Source organism: Mesorhizobium sp. M0954 (assembly GCF_040319155.1).
In the GTDB taxonomy this organism is placed as follows: Bacteria; Pseudomonadota; Alphaproteobacteria; order Rhizobiales; family Rhizobiaceae; genus Mesorhizobium.
This window is the reverse complement of sequence record NZ_JAMYNR010000014.1, coordinates 44,451-66,109: the sequence shown is the minus strand read 5'-3', so window position 1 is coordinate 66,109 and position 21,659 is coordinate 44,451. Positions and strand designations below refer to the sequence as shown.

The 21,659-nt window shown below is 64.0% G+C and carries 17 protein-coding genes and 1 pseudogene; 9 read left to right on the top strand and 9 right to left on the bottom strand.

The genetic code is table 11. The annotated features are described in order from the left end of the window. Positions 1-188: 188 nt before the first annotated feature. Positions 189-866 (top strand): ribulose-phosphate 3-epimerase, encoded by a 678-nt coding sequence (rpe, locus tag NKH93_RS20105; RefSeq protein WP_352472804.1) that lies wholly within the window; start codon positions 189-191, stop codon positions 864-866. 40 nt (positions 867-906) lie between these two features. Then, positions 907-2,429, top strand: a pseudogene (locus NKH93_RS20100) (malonate--CoA ligase). Positions 2,430-2,431: 2 nt separating this feature from the next. Here NKH93_RS20100 and nagA read toward each other — a convergent pair. From nagA to NKH93_RS20080, 4 genes are read right to left on the bottom strand one after another with little or no spacing between them, the layout of a single operon-like run. Further along, a complete protein-coding gene (gene nagA, locus NKH93_RS20095; RefSeq protein ID WP_352971572.1) occupies positions 2,432-3,604 on the bottom strand; it encodes an N-acetylglucosamine-6-phosphate deacetylase in 1,173 nt (390 codons plus the stop codon). Further along, a complete protein-coding gene (locus NKH93_RS20090; RefSeq protein WP_352614239.1) occupies positions 3,601-4,632 on the bottom strand; it encodes an SIS domain-containing protein in 1,032 nt (343 codons plus the stop codon). Before NKH93_RS20090 ends, nagA begins: the two co-directional genes overlap by 4 nt. Further along, on the bottom strand, positions 4,629-5,411 hold the full coding sequence (locus tag NKH93_RS20085) for a GntR family transcriptional regulator (protein WP_352472800.1): 783 nt from the start codon (positions 5,409-5,411) through the stop codon (positions 4,629-4,631). Before NKH93_RS20085 ends, NKH93_RS20090 begins: the two co-directional genes overlap by 4 nt. Next, positions 5,408-6,289 (bottom strand): glucosamine kinase nucleotide-binding domain-containing protein, encoded by an 882-nt coding sequence (locus NKH93_RS20080; protein ID WP_352771460.1) that lies wholly within the window; start codon positions 6,287-6,289, stop codon positions 5,408-5,410. The genes NKH93_RS20085 and NKH93_RS20080 overlap by 4 nt, the downstream gene beginning before the upstream one ends. 199 nt (positions 6,290-6,488) lie before the next feature. Between NKH93_RS20080 and NKH93_RS20075 the strand changes: the two genes are divergently transcribed. The 6 genes from NKH93_RS20075 to NKH93_RS20050 all read left to right on the top strand — a co-directional run bounded on the left by NKH93_RS20075 (position 6,489) and on the right by NKH93_RS20050 (position 12,797). Further along, complete coding sequence (locus NKH93_RS20075) at positions 6,489-7,448, top strand: N-acetylmuramic acid 6-phosphate etherase (protein WP_352771461.1); 960 nt, start codon at positions 6,489-6,491, stop codon at positions 7,446-7,448. A 2-nt stretch (positions 7,449-7,450) separates the two neighbouring features. Then, entirely contained in the window at positions 7,451-8,710 is a 1,260-nt protein-coding gene (locus tag NKH93_RS20070; protein ID WP_352449606.1) for an ABC transporter substrate-binding protein, read from the top strand. A gap of 239 nt (positions 8,711-8,949) precedes the next feature. Then, positions 8,950-9,873 carry a carbohydrate ABC transporter permease gene (locus NKH93_RS20065; RefSeq protein ID WP_023718922.1) on the top strand — a complete coding sequence of 308 codons (924 nt, stop codon included), beginning with the start codon at positions 8,950-8,952 and terminating at the stop codon, positions 9,871-9,873. 12 nt (positions 9,874-9,885) lie between these two features. Further along, entirely contained in the window at positions 9,886-10,725 is an 840-nt protein-coding gene (locus NKH93_RS20060) for a carbohydrate ABC transporter permease (protein ID WP_352449604.1), read from the top strand. Continuing rightward, positions 10,722-11,783 carry a Gfo/Idh/MocA family protein gene (locus NKH93_RS20055; protein ID WP_352971567.1) on the top strand — a complete coding sequence of 354 codons (1,062 nt, stop codon included), beginning with the start codon at positions 10,722-10,724 and terminating at the stop codon, positions 11,781-11,783. Before NKH93_RS20060 ends, NKH93_RS20055 begins: the two co-directional genes overlap by 4 nt. Before the next feature lie 15 nt (positions 11,784-11,798). After that, positions 11,799-12,797: an ABC transporter ATP-binding protein gene (locus tag NKH93_RS20050; RefSeq protein ID WP_352971564.1), complete on the top strand. Its 999-nt coding sequence runs from the start codon at positions 11,799-11,801 to the stop codon at positions 12,795-12,797. 211 nt (positions 12,798-13,008) lie between these two features. On the opposite strand, the gene NKH93_RS20045 is transcribed toward NKH93_RS20050, so the two are convergent. The 5 genes from NKH93_RS20045 to NKH93_RS20025 form a co-directional block, all read right to left on the bottom strand. After that, a complete protein-coding gene (locus tag NKH93_RS20045; protein WP_023677125.1) occupies positions 13,009-13,854 on the bottom strand; it encodes a fumarylacetoacetate hydrolase family protein in 846 nt (281 codons plus the stop codon). A 166-nt stretch (positions 13,855-14,020) separates the two neighbouring features. Continuing rightward, positions 14,021-14,752, bottom strand: coding sequence for an SDR family oxidoreductase (locus NKH93_RS20040; RefSeq protein ID WP_254815741.1), 732 nt, complete (start codon positions 14,750-14,752; stop codon positions 14,021-14,023). 178 nt (positions 14,753-14,930) lie between these two features. Continuing rightward, complete coding sequence (locus NKH93_RS20035; protein WP_352971562.1) at positions 14,931-17,303, bottom strand: aldehyde dehydrogenase family protein; 2,373 nt, start codon at positions 17,301-17,303, stop codon at positions 14,931-14,933. Positions 17,304-17,316: 13 nt separating this feature from the next. After that, the gene (gene deoC, locus NKH93_RS20030; protein ID WP_352473098.1) at positions 17,317-18,366 is read right to left on the bottom strand and encodes a deoxyribose-phosphate aldolase; all 1,050 of its coding nucleotides are present in this window, start codon (positions 18,364-18,366) and stop codon (positions 17,317-17,319) included. Positions 18,367-18,528: 162 nt separating this feature from the next. Continuing rightward, positions 18,529-19,356, bottom strand: a complete 828-nt coding sequence (locus NKH93_RS20025; protein WP_352971560.1) for a ferredoxin--NADP reductase — start codon at positions 19,354-19,356, stop codon at positions 18,529-18,531. Positions 19,357-19,574: 218 nt separating this feature from the next. Between NKH93_RS20025 and NKH93_RS20020 the strand changes: the two genes are divergently transcribed. Next, entirely contained in the window at positions 19,575-21,659 is a 2,085-nt protein-coding gene (locus tag NKH93_RS20020; RefSeq protein ID WP_352971558.1) for a hydantoinase/oxoprolinase family protein, read from the top strand.

Genomic DNA, 21,659 nt, shown 5'->3' with positions numbered 1-21,659 from the left:
CGATCAAGAAAACCCCGCCGGAGCGATCCGGCGGGTTTTTCTTTGGCTGGCAGATGAAAGAGCAGCGAAAACCTGAAGCCGTGGCATCAGCGGAAGGACAAACCGGCTTCCACTTTCCGGACTCGACTCATGGTCTAGGCAGGCGATACAGAGGGGCCGTAAACCGAGGCGTTCGGGGAGACCGCGTCATGAGCAAAAAAACCCTGATCGCGCCATCGGTGCTGGCTTCCGATTTCTCGAAGCTCGGCGACGAGGTCGAGGCGGTGGCGGCCGCCGGCGCCGACTGGATCCATCTCGACGTCATGGACGGGCATTTCGTCCCCAACATCACCTTCGGGCCGCCGGTGATCAAGGCGATCCGCAACCGCACCAAGGCTTTCTTCGACTGCCATCTGATGATCGCCCCCGCCGACCCCTATCTGGCCGCCTTCGCTGAGGCCGGGTGCGACGGCATCACGGTGCACGCCGAAGCCGGGCCACATCTCGACCGGTCGCTGCAAACGGTCAAAAACCTTGGCAAGAAGGCCGGCGTGTCACTCAACCCCGCGACACCGGAGACGATGATCGAATACGTGCTCGACCGGCTCGATCTTATCCTGATCATGACGGTCAATCCGGGCTTCGGCGGCCAGGCCTTCATTCCGGCGATCGTAGACAAGGTGAAGCGGGTGAAGGCGCTGATCGGTGACAGGCCGATCCGGATCGAGATCGACGGCGGCATTTCGCCGGAAACTGCGCCCCTGGTCACCGCCGCCGGCGCCAGCGTGCTGGTCGCCGGTGCGGCCATTTTCAAGGGCGGCAGCGTCGCAGCCTATCGGGCAAACATCGAGGCAATCAGGGCAGCGGCGGACAAGGCGGCCGGCTGACCGCCGCCGTTCGGCCGGAGACAGCCGCTCGGGGGGACTTTTGAGCAACCATCTGTTCGATGCTTTCCGTGCCCGGATGCCCACGCCCGGACGCCTGTTGATGGAGGCAGAGGACGGGCGCTCGATCAGCTATGGCGAAATGCTGGCGCGCTCCGCTCAACTGGCACATGTGCTGTCGCAGCTGGGCGTCGAAGCCGGCGACCGCGTCGCCGTTCAGGTCGAGAAGAGCCCGGAGGCCATTTTCCTCTATCTCGCCTGTCTGCGTGCCGGCGCGATCTTCCTGCCGCTCAACACCGCCTATACGCTGACCGAGCTCGACTATTTCTTCAGGGATGCCGAGCCGCGACTGATCGTCTGCGACCCGGCGCGAGTGACCGAGATCGGCGCTTTGGCGCAGACCTCGGGCGCTGCGGTCGCGACACTCGGCAGCAAGGGCGAGGGTTCGTTGACCGATCGGGCCTCTGAGGCGGCCATGGACTTCCACGACGTGGCGCGCGGACCGGACGACCTTGCTGCGATCCTCTACACATCCGGCACCACCGGCCGTTCGAAAGGCGCCATGCTCAGCCACGAAAACCTCGCCTCCAATGCGCGGGTGCTGGTCGACCTCTGGCGCTTCACTGCCGCAGACGTGCTGATTCACGCGCTGCCGGTTTTCCATACGCATGGCCTTTTCGTCGCCACCAATGTCGTCCTGATGGCCGGCGCCTCGATGCTGTTCGAAACCAAATTCGACCCGGCCCGCATCGTCTCGCTGCTGCCGCGCGCCACCGTGCTGATGGGCGTGCCGACATTCTACGTCCGCCTGCTGCAGCAGGACGGTTTGAACCGGCAAGCGGCGAAAAACATCCGCCTGTTCATTTCCGGCTCGGCGCCGCTTTTGGCCGAGACGCACAGAGCCTGGCGAGAGCGCACCGGCCACGCCATCCTCGAGCGCTACGGCATGACCGAGACCAACATGAACACGTCGAATCCTTATGATGGCGAGCGGCGTGCCGGCACGGTCGGGTTTCCCCTGCCCGGCGTCTCCCTGCGCATCACCGACCCCGAGAGCGGCGAAACACTTGCCAGGGCGATGTCGGCATGATCGAGGTGAGGGGTCCCAATGTCTTTTGCGGCTACTGGCGCATGCCGGAAAAGACCAAAGCGGAGTTCCGTGACGACGGTTTCTTCATCACCGGCGATCTCGGACTGATCGATGCTGACGGCTATGTCCACATCGTCGGCCGCGGCAAGGACCTGATCATTTCCGGGGGCTACAATATCTATCCAAAGGAAGTCGAGAGCGAGATCGACGCGCTGCCTGGCGTCGCCGAAAGCGCTGTCATCGGCGTTGCCCATCCGGATTTCGGCGAAGGCGTCACCGCTGTCGTGGTGAGGGCGCCGGGCTCGACCATCAGCGCCGCAGGGATCGTCGAGGCCATCGCCGGGCACCTCGCCAGGTACAAGCATCCGAAACGGGTGATCTTCGTCGACGAACTGCCGCGCAACACGATGGGCAAGGTGCAGAAGAACCTGCTGCGCGAAGCCTACAAGGACCTCTATACGTCCAAAGCCGGCTAACCCTAACGAGCAGGGCTGCCTGCAAAAACCCTGGCACCATCGATCCAGACGCTTTTAATGTCCAGATCGTCCGACAGCGAAACGATGTTGGCCGCGGTACCGTTGGCGAAGCGCCCGAGCCGGTGCGACTGGCCGATCGCCTGCGCCGGATAGAGCGAGGCCATGCGCAAGGTTTCGTCGAGGTCGAGGCCGACGACGCGGTGCATGAAGCGCACTGCGGAAATCATGTCGAGGTCCGCGCCCGCCAACGTGCCGTCGGCAAGTGTCAGCCTGCCATCCTTGCGGTGGATGGTGCGGCCGTTCAGCGTGAACGAGGTCATGTCGGTGCCGATCGTCGCCATGGCATCGGTAACGAGCAGGATCTTGCCCGGCCCCTGCTTGGCGCGCAAGGCGATGGCCATGGTGGCCGGATCGACATGGATACCGTCGGCGATGATGCCGGCATAGAATGTGCCTGTATCGATTGCGGCGCCCGCCAGCCCCGGCTCGCGATTGCCGATCTGGCTCATCGCATTGAACAGATGGGTGACCACCGTTGCGCCGGCCTCGGCAAAGGCGCGAGCCGTGGCATAGCCGGTATCGGAATGGCCGATGCTGACGACAATGCCGGCCTTGCTAAGCGCCGACACCTGGCTGGCCTCGACGGATTCGGGCGCCACCGTCGTCAGCAGCACGGGCAGGTCTTTCCGTGCGGCGATCAGCATCGTCTGGTCGGAGTCTAGCATCGGCCGGATCAAAGCCGGGTCATGTGCGCCCTTGCGGGCGATCGACAGATGCGGCCCTTCGAGGTGCAGGCCCAGGAACCCCGGCACCTTCCTCCGTGCCGCCTCGGCTCCGGCCGCAGCCGCCGCGGCGATGATCTCGGACGTGTCGGTGATCAGCGTCGGCAACAGCGCCGCCGTGCCGAAGGGTGCGTGCGCCCGGCAGATGGTCTCGATCGAGGCGACGTCCGGATGGTCGTTGAGCATGACGCCGCCGCCGCCATTGACCTGCAGATCGACGAAGCCAGGCGCCAGCATGCCGCCGCCGGTCTCGATACGCGCAACATCGGATGGAATGGCACCGGCGGCAACAATGGCCTCGACGAGGCCGTCGCGCACGACAAGCGCCGCATTGTCGTGCCAGTCCTCGCCATCGAAAATCCGGGCGCCAGTCAGGGCAAAACGGTCGCTCATAGGGTTTCCGTTACCTTGCGCAGATTGGGCGGCGTGTCGGGGTCGAGGCCGCGATGGCGGGCAAAAGCCTCGACGAAACCATAGAACGACACGATCAGCGTCAGCGGGTCGGTCAGCGGATGACCGGTTGCGACATGCGGCAGGCGCTGAGCGCTCTTTGCCTTGTTCGACGTCACAAAGACGGCAGCGCCCTTGCCGGCCAGGCTGTCGGCGGCATCGGCCACCGATGGCTCGGACGCATCGCGAGCAGCCAGCGCCAGCACCGGGAAACCGGGACCGACCAGCGCCAGCGGGCCGTGCATGACCTCGGCGGCACTATAGGCTTCCGCATGCATGGCGCAGGTTTCCTTGAATTTCAGCGCCGCCTCGTTGGCGATCGCCGCCGACGGGCCGCGGCCGAGAATGAACAGCGACTTTTGCGTCTCCAGCGCCCCGGCCAGCGCCATCCAGTCGCAGGCGATCGCCTTGCGAAAATGCTCCGGCAAGCGCGCGAGCGCCACCAGGAGTTTCTCGTCGCCGGTGCAATGCGCCATCAAGGCGAGTCCTGCGACGGCTGAATTGACGAAGGTCTTCGTCGCCGCGACGCTGCGCTCCGGTCCGGCCAGGATGTCGATCGCGTAGTCCGAAGCCCGCGCCAGCGGCGAATCGGCGGTGTTGGTGATGGCGACGGTCAGCGAACCGCCGGTCCTCGCCGCTTGCGCCATTGCAACGATGTCCGGGCTCTTGCCGGACTGCGAGATCGCCAGGCAGGCCGAGCCGCCCAGCTTCAGCTTGGCGCCATAGATCGAGGCGATCGACGGGCCGACCGATGCAACCGCCAGCCCGGCGGTCAACTCCACGGCATATTTCATGAAGGTCGCGGCATGGTCGGACGAGCCGCGCGCCACGGTGACGACGAAATTCGGGTCGCGCTCGCGAATGCCGCGTCCAGCTTCCGTCAGCACCGCGGCCGAGCCATCGAGCAGACGGGCGGTGGCCTCCGGGATCTCCTCGATCTCGCGCCGCATATGGGTCGTTGTCGCGGTCATGGCCGGCCCTCTTCGCCCGGCCCGCTCAGCCGGAGTTCGGCGACAAAATCATAGGCGTCGCCCCTGTAGATGGAGCGGGTAAACTCGATCACCTTGCCGCTCGCCAGATAGGAGATACGCTCGATGTGCAGGCCGGCAATGCCCGGCGGTACTTCCAGCAGCTGTGCGTCGCTATCGCCGAGATTGGTGGCGGAAATGCGCTGCACCGCCCGCACCGGCCTGTTGCCGGTCTTTTCCAACGCGGCGTAGAGCGACGAACCAATCGCCGCCGGATCGGGCAGCACGCTTGTCGATAGCGAGGCGCGCTCGATCGCCAGCGGCGTGTCGTTGGCGATACGAAGGCGCGCCACGCGCGCCACCAATTCGTTCGACGCCAGGCCGAGCACCATCATCTCGTCGGGCGACGGCGGATAGAGGCCGCGGTCGAGCCAAGCCGAACGCACCGCCATGCCGCGCCGTGCCATGTCCTCGGTAAACGAGGTCAGCATCGACAGCGACTGCTCGACGCGCTCCATACGTGGCGCAACGAAGGTACCGGAACCATGGCGCTGGACGAGGATGCCGCCCTTGACCAGGTCCTGCACCGCCTTGCGCACGGTGACGCGCGAAATGTCGGCCTTGCTAGCGATGTCGCGCTCGGAAGGCAGCGCATCGCCAGGTCCGATCAGCCCGCGTTTGACGGCATCCTCGATACTCTTCCTGAGCTGCAGATAAAGCGGCGCGCCACTCTGCGACGATTGTTTCAGCGCCGCGAATATCTGGTCGGCGGCCTCACTCATCGAGCTGCCTCCGCCGTGTTTGCGAAAATCCGAGCCGCCATCTGAACCGCGCCGCCCAGCGCGTCGTCCAGCGGCGGTTTCAGCAGCGCCCGGTAGCGGGCCGACAGGCGCGGCGCGTAAAGCGGCGCCAACCCGCCGAGCAGGCAGAGCGGATCGCCGCCGCCCAGGTCGAGCACGCCAAGCGCTGCTTCGACATCGGCGACCGCCTTGTCGAGGATCCAGATAGCGACGACGTCGCCTTTTTCGGCATGTTCGAACACCTTGGGCGCGAAGCCGCCGAAATCGCCGGGCTTGGCGTTGGTGGTGAATTCGACCAGATCCTCGGGATTGTTGCGGAAGATGGCGAGCATGGTCTCCGTCAGCGGTGATCCCTGGCGGATGCCGTCATAGGCGAGCAGCGTCTGCTCGAGCAGGTCGCGGCCGATACGGGCGCCGCTGCCCTGGTCGCCGACCTGGAACCCCCAGCCGCCGATGGCGCGCGACTTGCCTTGTTTGCGTGCCATATAGGCGGTGCCCGTGCCGAGGATGGCCATGGCGCCGTCGCCGGAGCCAACCGCGCCTTCCAGCGCGATCTCGGCGTCGGTCTCGACACGGCTGATGCGAAACGGCAGGATCGCTTCGAGCTGCTGCCGGTAGGTGCCGACATTGGCGCCGGCAAGACCGAGAACGGCCGGAGTTTGCGGGATCAGTGCGGGATCCCTGCCCGCGGCGACAAAGGCCTGCTGCGCTGCGTCGACGATGTTCGTCCTGGCGCCGGTGAGATCGGTTCGGATGTTGGCGGCACCGCTTTTGGCGCGGCCGAGGACGATGCCGTCGGCCGTTGCAAGAGCCGCCCTGCAGCTGGTGCCGCCGCCATCGATGCCGAGCACGAATTTCACGCGATTTCTCCTCCGGGCGGATAATACCAATAAAATACCAATAGCCAAGGATTAATTTCCGTTTCAAAAAAGTTAAGGCGTAGTTTGTTGGAAAATCAGCCAATTTCGTTCGCAAGCCTGCACTGCCGCAAGGATTTCATTAATGCGTGTGGACAAGTGGTATTTTTTTGGTATGGTTTTCTCGATTGGAGGAAAGCGGATGGCCGAAACGCGCACCGAAGCGCTTCACCAGAATGCCGAGGGACTGGATATCCAGGCCCCGGAAGCCGTCCTTTCCTCTTTGGCCAACGCACAGATCGAGGCCGCCAAGGCCGTGCACGGCGCCATTCCTGCCATTGCCGCGGCAGCCGAAATCATCGCAAGCAGACTGAAAAGCGGCGGCAAGCTCGCCTATGCGGCTGCCGGCAGTTCGGGCCTGATGGCACTGGCCGACGCGCTTGAGCTGCCGGGCACTTTCGGCATCCAACGCGACCGCATCGCCATCCTGATCGCCGGCGGCGACGAGGCCTTCAAGACACTGGCCGGCGGGCCGGAGGACGACACCGAGGAAGCTTCGGCAGCAGTTGCCGCCGCCCGCATCGGCAAGGGCGACTGCCTGATCGCCGTCTCGGCCAGCGGCTCGACACCTTATGCAGTCAGGGCGATCGAGGACGCCAGGCGCCGCGGTGCGGCGACCATTGCCATCGCCAACAACAGGGATGCGCCGCTGTTGCGGCTGGCCGACATCGCCATCATGCTCGAAACGCCGCCGGAGCTGATTGCCGGCTCAACGCGCATGGGCGCAGGCACCGCCCAGAAGATCGCGCTCAACATGCTGTCGACGCTCGCCGCCATCCATCTCGGCCATGTCCATGACGGCTACATGGTCAACCTCATGGCCGACAACATCAAGCTGCGCGACCGCGCCGCACGCATCGTCGCCGCCGTCAGCGGGCGCGACAAGGACGAGGCGGCGCGCCTGCTCGAAAGGAGCGGCGGCGTCGTCAAGACCGCTATTCTGCTCGCCGCCGGCGCCGCCAGCGCCGATGCAGCCGAGAAGATATTGGAAGGGACTGGCCACAAGCTGCGGCCGGCCCTTTCCGCGATCGAGGGGAGCAAGGGGCGCAATGCCTCTGTTCTCATCAAAACCGAACCTGAAAAAGGTCAACAGGGAGACTGAGCATGACAACGAAGCTACTGACGGCACTTCTTCTCGGCACCAGCATTCTCGGCTCCGCCGGGGTGGCTTATGCCGACGACGTAACGCTCAACATCGAAAGCTGGCGCGGCGACGACCTTGCCATCTGGAAGGACAAGCTGATCCCGGCCTTCGAAGCCAAGAACCCGGGCATCAAGGTGGTGTTCGCGCCGTCGGCGCCGACCGAATATGACGCCGCCCTCGGCGCCAAGCTCGCCGCCGGCTCGGCCGGCGACCTGATCACCTGCCGCCCGTTCGACAAGTCGCTGGAACTCTTCAAGAAGGGCAACCTTGCCGACATCTCGACCCTGCCCGGCATGGAGAACTTCTCCGACGTCGCCAAGGCCGCCTGGCAGACCGACGACGGCAAGTCGAGTTTCTGCGTGCCGATGGCCTCCGTCATCCATGGCTTCATCTACAACAAGGACGCCTTCGACAAGCTCGGCATCAAGGTGCCGGAGACGCGCGACGAATTCTTCGCCGCGCTCGACAAGATCAAGGCCGACGGCACTTACATCCCGATGGCGATGGGCACCAAGGACCTCTGGGAAGCGGCGACCATGGGCTACCAGAACATCGGCCCCAACTACTGGAAGGGCGAGGAAGGCCGCCTGGCGCTGATCAAGGGCGAGCAGAAGCTGACCGATCCGCAGTGGGTCGAGCCCTTCAAGGAACTGGCCAAGTGGAAGGACTACCTCGGCGACGGCTTCGAGGCGCAGACCTATCCGGACAGCCAGAACCTGTTCACGCTCGGTCGCGCCGCCATCTACCCGGCCGGCTCGTGGGAGATCGGCCTGTTCAACACGCAGGCGCAGTTCAAGATGGGCGCCTTCCCGCCGCCGGTGCAGAAGGCCGGCGACACCTGCTACATCTCCGACCACACCGACATCGGCATGGGCCTCAATGCGGCCTCGAAGAACGCGGATGCGGCCAAGACCTTCCTGTCCTGGGTGGCCTCGCCGGATTTCGCCACCATCTACGCCAACGCGCTGCCGGGCTTCTTCAGCCTGAACAACACCCCGGTGAAGATGGAAGACCCGCTGGCCCAGGAATTCGTCTCCTGGCGCGGCAAGTGCAAGTCGACGATCCGCTCGACCTACCAGATCCTGTCGCGCGGCACGCCGAACCTCGAAAACGAGACGTGGGTTGAATCGGCCAACGTCATCAACGGCACCGACACGCCGGAAGCTGCCGCCAAGAAGCTGCAGGACGGCCTCGACAGCTGGTACAAGCCGGCGAAGTAAAGCGCGGCGAAGCGTTGTCTCCCCCCTCGAGGGGGAGATGTCGCCGAAGGCGACAGAGGGGGTCGGTCGAGGCAGGCTGCGGCTTGATCGCTGCTCGAAAGCACGGTCGAACGACGATGGCGCGCTGCCTCTGCCGACCCCACCCGCCTCGCTTTGCGAGGCACCCTCCCCTCGAGGGGGAGGGAGGCGCCGCGCCCTTTGGCGGCAATAGCAAGACCTGATCGGCGGGGACCGAACGCATGGCCGCAGCACCGAAAAGACCGTTCCGTTGGCATATCGGCGTTTTCCTGGCGCCGGCGCTGCTGGTCTATACGGCGATCATGATCCTGCCGCTGGCCGGCACGCTGCAGCTGTCGCTGTTCCGCAACATCAACCAGTCGCAGGTCTTCGTCGGACTGGAAAATTTCCGCATGCTGTTCGGTGATCCCAACTGGTCGGTCAATTTCTGGAACGCGCTCAGGAACAATGTCTGGTTCTTCATCATCCATATGCTGGTGCAGAACCCGATCGGCGTCCTTTTGGCCGCCCTTCTGTCCAGCCCCAGGCTACGGTTTTCCGCCTTCTACCGCACGGCGATCTTCGTGCCGACGATCCTGTCTTTCGTCATCGTCGGCTTCGCCTGGAAGCTGATCCTGTCGCCGCTATGGGGCGTGGCGCCGCATATGATGGACCTTGTCGGCCTGAAAAGCCTGTTCACGCCCTGGCTCGGCAAGGCGCAATATGCGCTGACCGCGCTCAGCCTGATCTCGGTGTGGCAGTTCGTCGGCATCCCGATGATGCTGATCTATGCGGCACTGCTGTCCATTCCCGAAGAGGTGATCGAAGCGGCCGAATGCGACGGCATCACTGGGATGGCGCAGTTCTGGAAGATCAAGCTGCCGCTCATCCTGCCGTCGATCGGCATCATCTCGATCCTGACCTTCGTCGGCAACTTCAACGCTTTCGACCTGATCTACACCGCGCAAGGCGCGCTGGCCGGGCCGAATTATTCAACGGATATTCTCGGCACCTTCCTCTACCGCGCCTTCTTCGGTTTCCAGCTGCAGGTCGGCGATCCCAACATGGGCGCGGCGATCGCCACGATGATGTTCCTGATCATCCTCGGCGGCGTCTGCGTCTATCTGTTCCTCGTACAGACGCGCTTGCGTCGCTACCAGTTTTAGGGGAGCGCGACCATGAGCACCGCAACCCGCTCGCTGCCCCGCACCATTGGCGCGCATGCGATCCTTCTGACCTACACGGCGATCGCGCTGTTTCCGGTGATCCTCGTGATCATGAATTCGTTCAAATCGCGCGCAGGGATTTTCGGCGCGCCGCTGACGCCGCCGACGCCAGGGACCTTCGACCTGATCGGCTACACGACGGTGATCGGCCAGGGCGATTTCATCCACTATTTCCAGAACAGCCTTGTCGTCACCGTCGCCTCGCTGTTCTTCGTGCTTTTGTTCGGCGCCATGGCGGCTTTCTCGCTGTCGGAATACCGCTTCCGCGGCAATTCGCTGATGGGGCTCTATCTGGCGCTCGGCATCATGATCCCGATCCGCCTTGCCACCGTCGCCATCCTGCAATTGATGGTGGCGAGCGGGCTGGTCAACACGCTGACGGCGCTGATCCTGGTCTATACGGCGCAGGGCCTGCCGCTTGCCGTCTTCATCCTGTCGGAATTCATGAAGCAGGTCTCCGACGACCTGAAGAACGCCGGCCGCATCGACGGACTATCGGAATACACCATCTTCTTCCGCCTGGTGTTGCCGCTGGTCAGGCCATCTATGGCGACGGTCGCCGTCTTCACCATGATCCCGATCTGGAACGATCTGTGGTTCCCGCTGATCCTGGCGCCGTCGGAGGAAACCAAGACGGTGACGCTCGGCGCGCAACTGTTCCTCGGCCAGTTCGTCACCAACTGGAATGCCATCCTGGCGGCACTGTCGCTGGCGATCATGCCGGTGCTGATCCTCTACGTCATCTTCTCGCGGCAGCTGATCCGCGGCATCACTTCGGGAGCGGTCAAGTGAATTCGCAAAAACCCCTTCGCGTTGTCGTCGCCGGGCTCGGCAATATGGGGCGCAGCCATGCGTTGGCGTATCACACCAATCCGGGATTCCAGATCGCCGCGCTGGTCAACCGCTCCGATGTGCCGCTGCCGGAAGGGCTTTCGACCTACGCCATCCGGCGTTCCTTCGACGAGGCGCTACGCGACGAAAAGCCCGATGTCGCCTGCATCGCCACCTATTCCGACAGCCATGCTGACTATGCCGTCAAGGCGTTCGAGGCCGGCTGCCACGTCTTCCTCGAAAAGCCGCTGGCAACCACCGTCGCAGATGCAGAGCGCGTCGTCGCGGCCGCCAAGGCCAACGGCAAAAAACTGGTGATCGGCTATATCCTGCGCCACCATCCGTCCTGGATCAGGCTGATTGCCGAGGCGCGCAAGCTCGGCGGCCCTTACGTGTTCCGCATGAACCTCAACCAGCAATCCTCCGGACATACCTGGGAGACGCACAAGCAGCTGATGCAGACGACGTCGCCGATCGTCGATTGCGGCGTGCATTATCTCGACGTGATGCTGCAGATCACCGACGCCAGACCAGTCGAGGTGCGCGGCATGGGACTGAGGCTGAGCGACGAGATCGCGCCGTCGATGTACAATTACGGTCATCTGCAGGTGCTGTTCGACGACGGTTCGGTCGGCTGGTACGAGGCCGGCTGGGGGCCGATGATTTCGGAGACGGCTTTCTTCGTGAAAGACGTGATCTCGCCCAATGGCTGCGTGTCGATCGTCATGAAGGAGGGTGTCAGGTCCGACGACATCGACACCCACACCAAGACCTCGACCATCCGCCTGCACAGCGCGGCGACCGGAGCCGACGGCAAATTCGCCAAACCGGACGAAATGCTGTCGATGCAAGGCGAGCCCGGCCATCAGGACCTCTGCGACCTGGAACAGGCGTTTGTGCTGAAGGCGGTCCGCGAGGATCTGGACTTGACCCGTCACATGGACGACGCGGTGAAGTCGCTCGCCGTCTGCCTTGCCGCAGACGAGAGCGTGCGCAGCGGCCTCGCCGTGAAACTCTAGAACAGGGACGACGCCGTGGGCTCGCTGAATATCGAGAATGTCAAAAAGGCCTTCGGGCCGGTCGAGGTGCTGAAGGGCATCAACCTCGAGGTGACGGATGGCGAGTTCGTCGTCTTCGTCGGTCCATCCGGCTGCGGAAAGTCGACGCTGCTCAGGGTCATTGCCGGGCTGGAGGACTCAACCTCGGGCCGCGTGGTCATCGACGGTGCGGACGTCTCCGCCACCCCGCCGGCCAAGCGCGGTATCGCCATGGTGTTCCAGACCTATGCGCTCTATCCGCATCTGACGGTGAAGAACAACATGGGCCTCGGCCTCAAGCAGGCGGGCACGCCGGCGGCCGAGATCGACCGCCGCATCGGCATCGCTTCCTCGATGCTGTCGCTGGAGCCCTACCTCTCGAGGCGGCCGGCCGAGCTTTCCGGCGGTCAGCGCCAGCGCGTCGCCATCGGCCGCGCCGTGGTGCGCGAGCCCAAGCTTTTTCTGTTCGACGAGCCGCTGTCGAACCTCGACGCCGCACTGCGCGTCAACACCAGGCTGGAGATCGCGCAATTGCATCGCCGGCTGAAGGCCACGATGATCTATGTCACCCACGACCAGGTCGAGGCGATGACACTGGCCGACAAGATCGTCGTGCTGAACGCGGGAAAGATCGAGCAGATCGGCGGACCGATGGAGCTTTACAATTCGCCGGCAAATGAATTCGTCGCCGGCTTCATCGGCTCACCGAAGATGAACTTCGTCGACGGCGCCAGGCTTGGCGAGACGGCCAAGACCATCGGTGTCCGTCCCGAGCACCTGACCGTCGATCCCAAATCCGGTGCCTGGAAAGGCACGGTTGTCCATGCCGAGCATCTTGGCGCCGACACCAATCTCTATCTCGACTGCCAGAAGGCCGGTTTGATCACAGTGCGCATCTTCGGCGTCTATAACGCCGAACCGGGTGCCACGCTCTACGCGACGCCGGATCCGGCAAAGACATACCGGTTTGGGGCCGATGGGAAGGTGCTGAAATAGCGCAGGTGCCGACTCCCCTTCTCCCCTTGTGGGAGAAGGTGGCCGAGCGAAGCTCGGTCGGATGAGGGGTGTTGGACGGATCGCTACGCTGAAGGCGTAAGTGCCTAAAATCCCCTGATGTTTTCACGCCTCGTTTTCTTGCAGCACCCCTCATCCGTCTCGGCGCTGCGCGCCGATCCACCTTCTCCCCCAAGGGGAGAAGGAAGAGCGCCTACAAATCCGCCTTGAACGTCTGCTTCTGGATGCCCAGCCCTTCGATACCGAGCTCGACCACGTCGCCGGGCTTCAGGAAGACCGGCGGCTTCATGCCGAGGCCGACGCCGGGCGGCGTGCCGGTAGAGATGATGTCGCCCGGGTGCAGCGACATGAACTGGCTGAGATAGGAGACGAGATAAGCGACGCCGAAGACCATGGTCTTGGTCGAGCCGTTCTGCATGGTCTTGCCGTTGACCGTCAGCCACATCGGGATGTTCTGCGGGTCCTTGATCTCGTCCTTGGTCACCAGCCACGGGCCGATCGGCCCGAACGTGTCGCAGGACTTGCCCTTGGTCCACTGGCCCTGGCGCTCGGCCTGGAAGGCGCGCTCGGAGACGTCGTGCGCGACGCAATAGCCGGCGACATAATCCAGCGCCTCGGCCTCGGTGACATACTTCGCAGTCTTGCCGATCACCACGCCGAGCTCGACCTCCCAGTCGGTCTTCACCGAGCCGCGCGGGATCAGCACGTCGTCGTTCGGCCCGACAATAGCCGAGCTTGCCTTCATGAAGATGATCGGCTCCGGCGGCACGGTGGCGCCGGTTTCGGCAGCATGGTCGGAATAGTTGAGACCGATGCAGATGAATTTGCCGGTGCCGGCGACGCAGGCGCCGATGCGTGGCTTGCCGGAAACCGCCGGTAGCGTTTTCGGATCGAGCTTCGACAATGTCTCGAGCGATGCCGGATCGAGCGTCTTGCCGGCAATGTCGGTGACATGGGCGGAGAGGTCGCGGATCGTTCCATCCGCATCGAGCAGGCCGGGGCGTTCGCTCCCCGCCTCGCCATAGCGCAGCAGTTTCATGCAGTTTTCTCCCAGTTGCGACCAGAGGCCGTTTGCAAACTCGCTCCGCTGCGGCGAATGGCGTGGGTTTCGAGAACCGGAGCGGAGCGTACTTAAAGTACGTGAGCACCGGAAGCGCAGAAAGCCGCGTCAGGCGCCCGGCGGAGTAGGGTTTTCAAATGGCCTCTTAGATCGACCAGCCACCGTCGATATTATAAGCCTGCCCCGACGTATAGGTGGCGCCGGCCAGATAGACGGCGAGATCTGCGATTTCCTCGGGCGTGCCGAGGCGGCCCATCGGCTGGCGCGCGATGAAGGCGGCGCGAGCTGCTTCGTAGTCGCCCTGCGCATGCATGCGGTCCTGCAGCGACGGGCTTTCGACCGTGCCCGGACAGATCGCATTGCAGCGTATGCCCTTGCCGACATAGTCGGCGGCGACCGACTTGGTCAGGCCGATGACGGCTGCCTTGGTTAGGCCATAGACGAAGCGGTTCGGCACGCCCTTGGTCGAACTGGCCAGCGACGCCATGTTGATGATCGAGCCGTCGCCGCGCTCCAGCATGCCGGGCAGCACGGCGCGGATGGTGCGGATCATTGAGCGGACATTGAGATCATAGGCAAAGTCGAGGTCGCCGTCCTTCATCTCGAGGATCGAGCCGGAATGGACGAAGCCGGCGCAGTTGAACAGCACGTCGACGGCGCCGATCTCGGCAAACGCGGCGTTCACCGCCTCGTCGTTCAGCACGTCGAGCTTGCGGGTCTTGATACCGGGCGTCTTGCCGAGGTCGGCGAGCACCACCTCGTTAATGTCGGTGGCATGGACGACGGCGCCGGCCTTGGCGAAAGCCAGCGCACTTGCCCGGCCGATGCCTTGCGCCGCCGCCGTGACGACAACGATCTTGCCTGTCAGATCCGCCATGCTTCTCTCCTCGCCCGTCTGTGATCGTTCGGCTTTTTACCGGCACAAGGCCGGGGCGCAATGTGCCAGCCGGGCAGTACCATCCCGCCTGTTTCGATATTCGCCCTGCCAACCAAATGTTTTTTCTCGGTAAAGAACATTTGTTGGCCCGTCAAGCCCGGACGTCCCTCCGGGACACTCAGTCGCCGTAGGGCACCCAGACGTTCTTGACCTCGATCGCACGGCGCAGCAAGGCATCGCCGGCTGCTTCGTTCGAGGGCCAGTCGAGGCTGTGGCCGTTGCCGGTCCAGACGCGTTTGAGATTGCCGATGGACTCGGCCTCGGCCTTGGCGCAAGTCTCGGCATCGGCGAACACCCAGAGCCCGTCGACATCGTCATGCTTGGCCAATACGCCGGCAAGCTCGGCGCTACGGCCGGTAACGATATTGATGGCGCCTGCGGGAACGTCGGAATATTCGATGACCTGGTAGAGGTCGGTGGCAAGCAGCGGGTATTTTTCGGATGGCACTGCGACTACGGTGTTGCCCATGGCAAGCGCCGGCGCCACCAGCGAGATCAGGCCAAGCAGAGGCGCATTGTCCGGCGCGATGATGCCGACGACGCCGACTGGCTCGTGCAGCGCCAATGTGACGGCGCGGGCCGGCGGCTGGTGGACGCGGGCCTCGAATTTGTCGGCCAAGCCGGCATAGAGGAAAAGGCGCTCGATCGACAGTTCGACCTCGTCACGCGCCGCCTTGGCGGTCGCGCCGGTGAGCTGGGTCAAACGGGCGGCAAACTCGTCTGCGCGGCCGGAAAGGTTTTCGCCCAGGTAATAGAGCACCTGGCTGCGGTTGTAGGCGGTCGCCTCCGGCCAGGCCTTGCAGGCGCGCGCGGCCGCGACGGCGTCACGGATATCCTTGCGGTTGCCGAGACCGATCTCGCCGGCAAGCTTGCCCTTGGCGCTGGCGATGGCGAAGGAATAATTGCCGTCCGGCCGGACCTGCTTGCCGCCGATGAACAGCTTTGCCGTGCGGTCGATGGCGCCACCTTCCGCCTGCTCGACAGGTTGGGCCGAAGACGTTGCCGGTTTGATGATCGGGCCGAGCGGCAGTTTTGCCGAGAGATATTCGAACATGCCCTCGCGCCCGCCTTCACGGCCAAAGCCGCTCTCGCGGTAGCCGCCGAAGCCGCAGGAGGCGTCGAACATATTGGTGCCGTTGACCCAGACGACGCCGGCCTTCAATTGCGGCGCGACGTGCAGGGCAAGATTGATGTTCTCACTCCACACCGAAGCGGCCAGGCCATAGCGTGTGTTGTTGGCGAGCTCGATCGCTTCCTCGGTGTTGCGGAAGGTCATGGTGGCGAGCACCGGCCCGAACACCTCTTCCTGTGCCAGGATGTTAGCCGGCGAAACACCTGTCGCCAGCGTTGGCAGATGGTAATAGCCCGCGGCGGGCAGTGCCGAGTCCGGCTGCCAGCAGATCGCGCCCTGCTTGGCGCCTTCGGCGATCAGGCCCTTGACGCGATCGAGCTGAGTCAAATCGACCAGCGGGCCGATATCGGTGTTCTTGTCGAGCGGACTGCCGACGCGCAGCCGGCTCATCCGCGTCTTGACCTTGGCGACGAAGGCGTCGGCGATGCCTTCTTGCACCAGAAGGCGCGAGCCGGCACAGCACACCTGGCCCTGGTTGAACCAGATGCCGTCGACCAGACCCTCGACGGCGCTGTCGAGGTCGGCATCCTCGAAAACGACGAATGCCGACTTGCCGCCAAGCTCCAGCGAGAGTTTTTTGCCCGAGCCGGCAGTGGCCTTGCGGATGATCTTGCCGACCTCGGACGAACCGGTGAAGGCAATCTTCTGGACGCCGGGATGGTTGACGATGGTCGCGCCCGCCTCCGGCCCGCCCTGGACGATGTTGACGACGCCCTTCGGCACGCCGGCGCGTCCGCAGATCTCGGCAAACAGGATCGCGGTGAGCGGCGTGAATTCCGCGGGTTTGAGCACCACGGTGCAGCCCGCAGCGAGCGCCGGCGCGATCTTCCAGGCGAGCATCAAGAGCGGGAAGTTCCACGGGATGATCTGGCCGACGACGCCGACGCCCTTGTGGTAGGGAAAATCCCTGTCCAGCGCCTGCGCCCAGCCGGCATGATGGATGAAGTGGCGGATCGCCAGCGGCACGTCGATGTCGCGGCTTTCGCGGATAGGCTTGCCATTGTCGATCGATTCCAGCACCGCGAACAGCCGTTGGTGGCGCTGCATGGCGCGGCCGATGGCGTAGAGCACTTTGGCGCGTTGATATCCGGTGCTGGCGCTCCATTTCGGCAGCGCTTTTGTGGCCGCCGCAACCGCCGCGTCGATATCGGCGGCACCGGCATCCGACACCTTGGCCAGCAGCTTTCCCGAGGACGGATCGCTGGTGTCGAAGGTTTTGCCTCCGCTGGCTGCCTTCCAGTCGCCGCCGATGAACAGCGCTTTGCCGAAATCCCGCGCGGCAAGCCACGCATCGGCCTCGTTGCGCGCCTCCGGCGCCGGGCCGTATTCCATGGCGTGATAGCGTTCGAGGATGTTCATGAAGTGCTCCGAATCACGCCATCGCGTGGCGATGATTGGCCGAGTAGTGGCCGGTCAGATGATGCTCGAGCTGGCGCTCGATATCGGTCAAAAGGCTCGATGCTCCGAAACGGAACAGCTCCGGCTCCAGCCACGGCCGGCCCAGTTCTTCTTTCATCAGCACCAGCCAATCGAGCGAGGCTTTTGCCGTGGAAATGCCACCGGCCGGCTTGAAGCCGATGAGATAGCCGGTTTCCTCGAAATAGGCGCGGATAGCGCGCACCATGGCAAGGCCGACCGGCAGCGTCGCGTTGACGCTTTCCTTGCCGGTCGAGGTCTTGATGAAATCTGCACCCGCCATCATCGCCACCATCGAGGCGAGCATGACGTTGCGCAGCGTGGCGAGGTCGCCGGTACCGAGGATCACCTTCAGATGCGCCTCGCCGCAAGCGGCGCGCATCGAGACGATCTCGTTATAGAGCTCCTGCCATTTCGCCGCGAATACCAGGCCGCGCGGGATGACGACGTCGATCTCGTCGGCGCCGTCGCGGACCGATGCTTCGATCTCTTGCAGGCGCGTCGAAAGCGGTGCAAGGCCATGCGGGAAGGCGGTCGAAACGGCGGCGACATGGACGCCGCTGCCGCGCAGCGCTTCTACGGCGGTGGCGACGAAGGGATGATAGACGCAGACCGCCGCCGGGCGGATCTTTTCACCAGTAATGCCCAGCCCCTCGACGATGTCGCGACGGAACGGGTTGACCGCCTTGGCACAGAGCCTGCGCACACGCTCTTCCGTGTCGTTCGAGTTCAGCGTCGTCAGGTCCATGCAGGCGACGGCGCGCAGCAGCCAGGCCGCCTGGTTATCGGCCTTGATCGAGCGTCTTTTGGTCAGGCTGGCGACGCGGCGTTCCAGCGCCGAGCGGTTGACGCCGCGCATCGATTCCATGAAGCCGAGATCGAGCCTCATGCCGGGATTGCGAGCAATGCCATGGGCTTGCGGCATCGGCGCATTGGCGGCGGCGCGCGCCGGCAGCGGCGTGATCTTGGACGTGCCAAGATCGGTTTCGCGGATTGTGCTGCTCATCTCCTGCCCCTTGTTCAGCGACTTATGCCGAAGATAGACCGTGAAGCAGCGCTTCACGAGTCCTTCAAGCAGTCATAGCGGAAAAAGGCAGTCAAGGCAGCCGATTTTTGACCGCATGATCAAAATCAGGTCGCAAACCAGTGGACGCTGAATTGCCGCGTCTCAGCCGACGAAGGCGCGCTCGACGACGAAGCTTGCCGGATGGTGCAGCGAGCCTTCCTGGAAGCCGAGGCTTTCGGCCAGTTCCTTGACGTCCTTGAGCATATGCATCGAGCCGCAGATCATGATGCGGTCGGTCTCGGGATCGAGCCTGTCGATGCCGAGATCGCTGTAGAATTTGCCCGAGCCGATCAGCGCGGTGATGCGGCCCATGCGCACGGAGGTCTCGCGCGTCGTCGAATTATACAGCGTGACGCGGCCGCCGGTCAGTTCGCCGATCAGCGGGTCCTTCTCAAGCGCTGTCACCAGCTCCTGGCCGTAGGTGAGCTCGGCATTGTCGCGGCAGGTATGGGTCAGCACCACCTGCTCGAACTTCTCATAGGTGTCGGGATCGCGCAGCAGGCTGGCGAAGGGAGCAATGCCGGTGCCGGTCGAGATCATGAACAGGCGCTTGGCCGGCGTCAGCGCGTCGACCACCAGCGTGCCGGTCGACTTCTGCCGCATGATGACTGTATCGCCGATCCCGATTTTCTGCAGCTCCGAGGTAAGCGGGCCGTCCGGCACCTTGATCGAGAAGAATTCGAGTTCGTCGTCCCAGGACGGGCTGGCGATCGAATAGGCGCGGAACACTGGCTTCTCGGCATTGGGCAGGCCGATCATGACGAATTCGCCGGAGCGGAAGCGCAGCGACTGCGGCCGGGTGATGCGGAACGAAAACAGCCGGTCGGTATAATGCTTCACCGAGACCACGGTTTCGGCATAGACATTGGCCGGTATCGGGAACTGCAGCGGCCGGGCGCCGGCTGTGTTGAACGCGGATGTGGTGTTCATCAAACCTAACCTTCTGGGCCGGCTCAGCGCCGGCGCCAAATCTCCACCTGCGCGCCCGAACCGGTCAGGTTCCAGCGTGCCGTTTGCACACTCCGAAGCGGTAAGCTCTTGTGTCCGGAATTTATTAGTATACAAACGATATTTGCGTCAAGACGCCACCGTAAAACAGCTTTCCAAACTAAGGCATCTAGGCAGTTCGGGCATTTCGGGTTTCGACAATGGGACAGAATTTTTCGGCGCAAGCGCTGGATTCAACTGGCGGCGTCGTCGCCGGCATCGATGTCGGCGGAACTTTTACCGACCTGCTTCTGATCGACGGCCGTGACGGTGGCCGGGTGCACATCGCCAAGACCCCGACGACAGTCGACAACCAGGCGTTCGGCGTCGTTTCGGCACTTGGCGCCACCGGATTTCCGGTCGACGGCATCGACCTCATCGTGCACGGCACGACGACCACCACCAACGCGGTCCTGGAGCGCCGGCTGGCCAAGACCGGCATGATCACCACGCGCGGCTTTCGCGACGTCATCGAGCTTGGCCGGCGGACACGGCCGCAAGCCTATGGCATGACAGGCACATTCGTGCCGATCATTCCGCGCAATCTGCGGCTCGAAGTGTCGGAGCGGGTCGAGGCCTCGGGCGCGGTGCGCATACCGCTCGATGAGGCCGAGATGCGGGCAGCGATTTCACAACTGATCGCGGCCGGCTGCGAATCCCTCGTCATCCATTTCCTGCATTCCTACGCCAACCCGAGGCATGAGCGGCGTGCCGCCGAGATCGCGGCCGAGCTTTGGCCGAACGGCTACATCACGACAGGCCATGCGCTGCTTTCGGAGGCGCGCGAATTCGAGCGCGGGGTGACCGCTTCGGTCAACGCTTCGGTGCAACCGATCCTCGAACGCTATGTCGAGCGGCTGCGCAAGGAGCTGGCGTCAAAAGGCTACGCCCGCGACTTCCTGATCATGAACGGCAATGGCGGCATGATCTCGGCCCGCTTTGTCACACGTGAGTCGGCCAAGACCGTCATGTCCGGCCCCGCTTCCGGCGTCATCGCTGCCGCCTATACCGGAAAACGCGCCGGCTTCGAAAATCTGGTCACCTACGACATGGGCGGCACCTCGACCGACGTGGCGCTGATCCGCAACGCCGAGCCGGCGGTGTCGAACGAGATCGAGATCGAATATGCGATGCCGATCCACGTGCCAATGGTGGCGGTGCATACGGTCGGCGCCGGCGGCGGCTCGATCGCCCGCGTCGATGCGGCCGGCCTGATCCAGATCGGCCCGGAAAGCGCCGGCGCCAATCCCGGGCCAATCTGCTACGGACGCGGCGGCTTGGAGCCGACCATCACCGACGCCAATCTGGTGCTCGGCAGGCTGGCGCCGAAGAAGCTGCTCGCGGTGGAAAACCCGGTCACCGTCGAGCGGGTCACCGGTATATTCGAGGACAGGATCGGCCGCGCCACAGGCTTGTCCGGCGTCGAGGCGGCGGGTGCGGTGCTGCGGCTCGGCAACGTGAAAATGGCTGGCGCCATCCGCATGGTCTCGGTGTCGCGCGGCCACGACCCGCGCGATTTCGCGTTGTTCGCCTTCGGCGGCGCCGGGCCGCTGCATGCGACGGCATTGGCGCGCGAACTAGGTCTGCCGAAAGTGCTGGTGCCGGCGCGGCCGGGCATCACCAATGCTCTCGGCTGCGTCGTCGCCGATCTGCGCCATGATTTCGTCAACACGGTCAACCAGCCGGTGGCCAGTCTCGATGAAACCCAACTCCACGAGACATTGGAACGGCACCGAAACGAAGGCGAGGAGCTGATCGGCAAGGAAGCGGTGAAGCCGGAAGCAATCCGTATCACGCATTCCGCCGACATGCAGTTCGTCGGCCAGACGCATATCATCAACGTGCCGCTGCCGTCGTCTGCGGTGACACGCGAGGGACTGCAGCAACTGTTCGAGAGTGCCTATTTCGCCCGCTTCAAGGTCGAGCTACCCGAGATCCGCGCCAATCTGGTCAACCTCAACACGTCGGTCACTGGCGTGCGGCCGACCATCGATCTGTCCCGGCTGATCGATCCGGCTGGGCGCGCCAAAACGCTCGAAGAGGCGCGGCGCGAAATCCGGCCGGTCTGGTATGGCGGGCGCTGGTACGATACGCCGGTCTACAGCAGGGAAAAGCTGCCGCTCGGCGCAGTCATCATGGGGCCGGCGATCCTCGAACAGATGGACGCGACGACTGTGCTGGAGCCCGGCGACCGGGCGCGATCGGATGCCGACGGCAACATCATCATCGACATCGGTGAGGCCTGA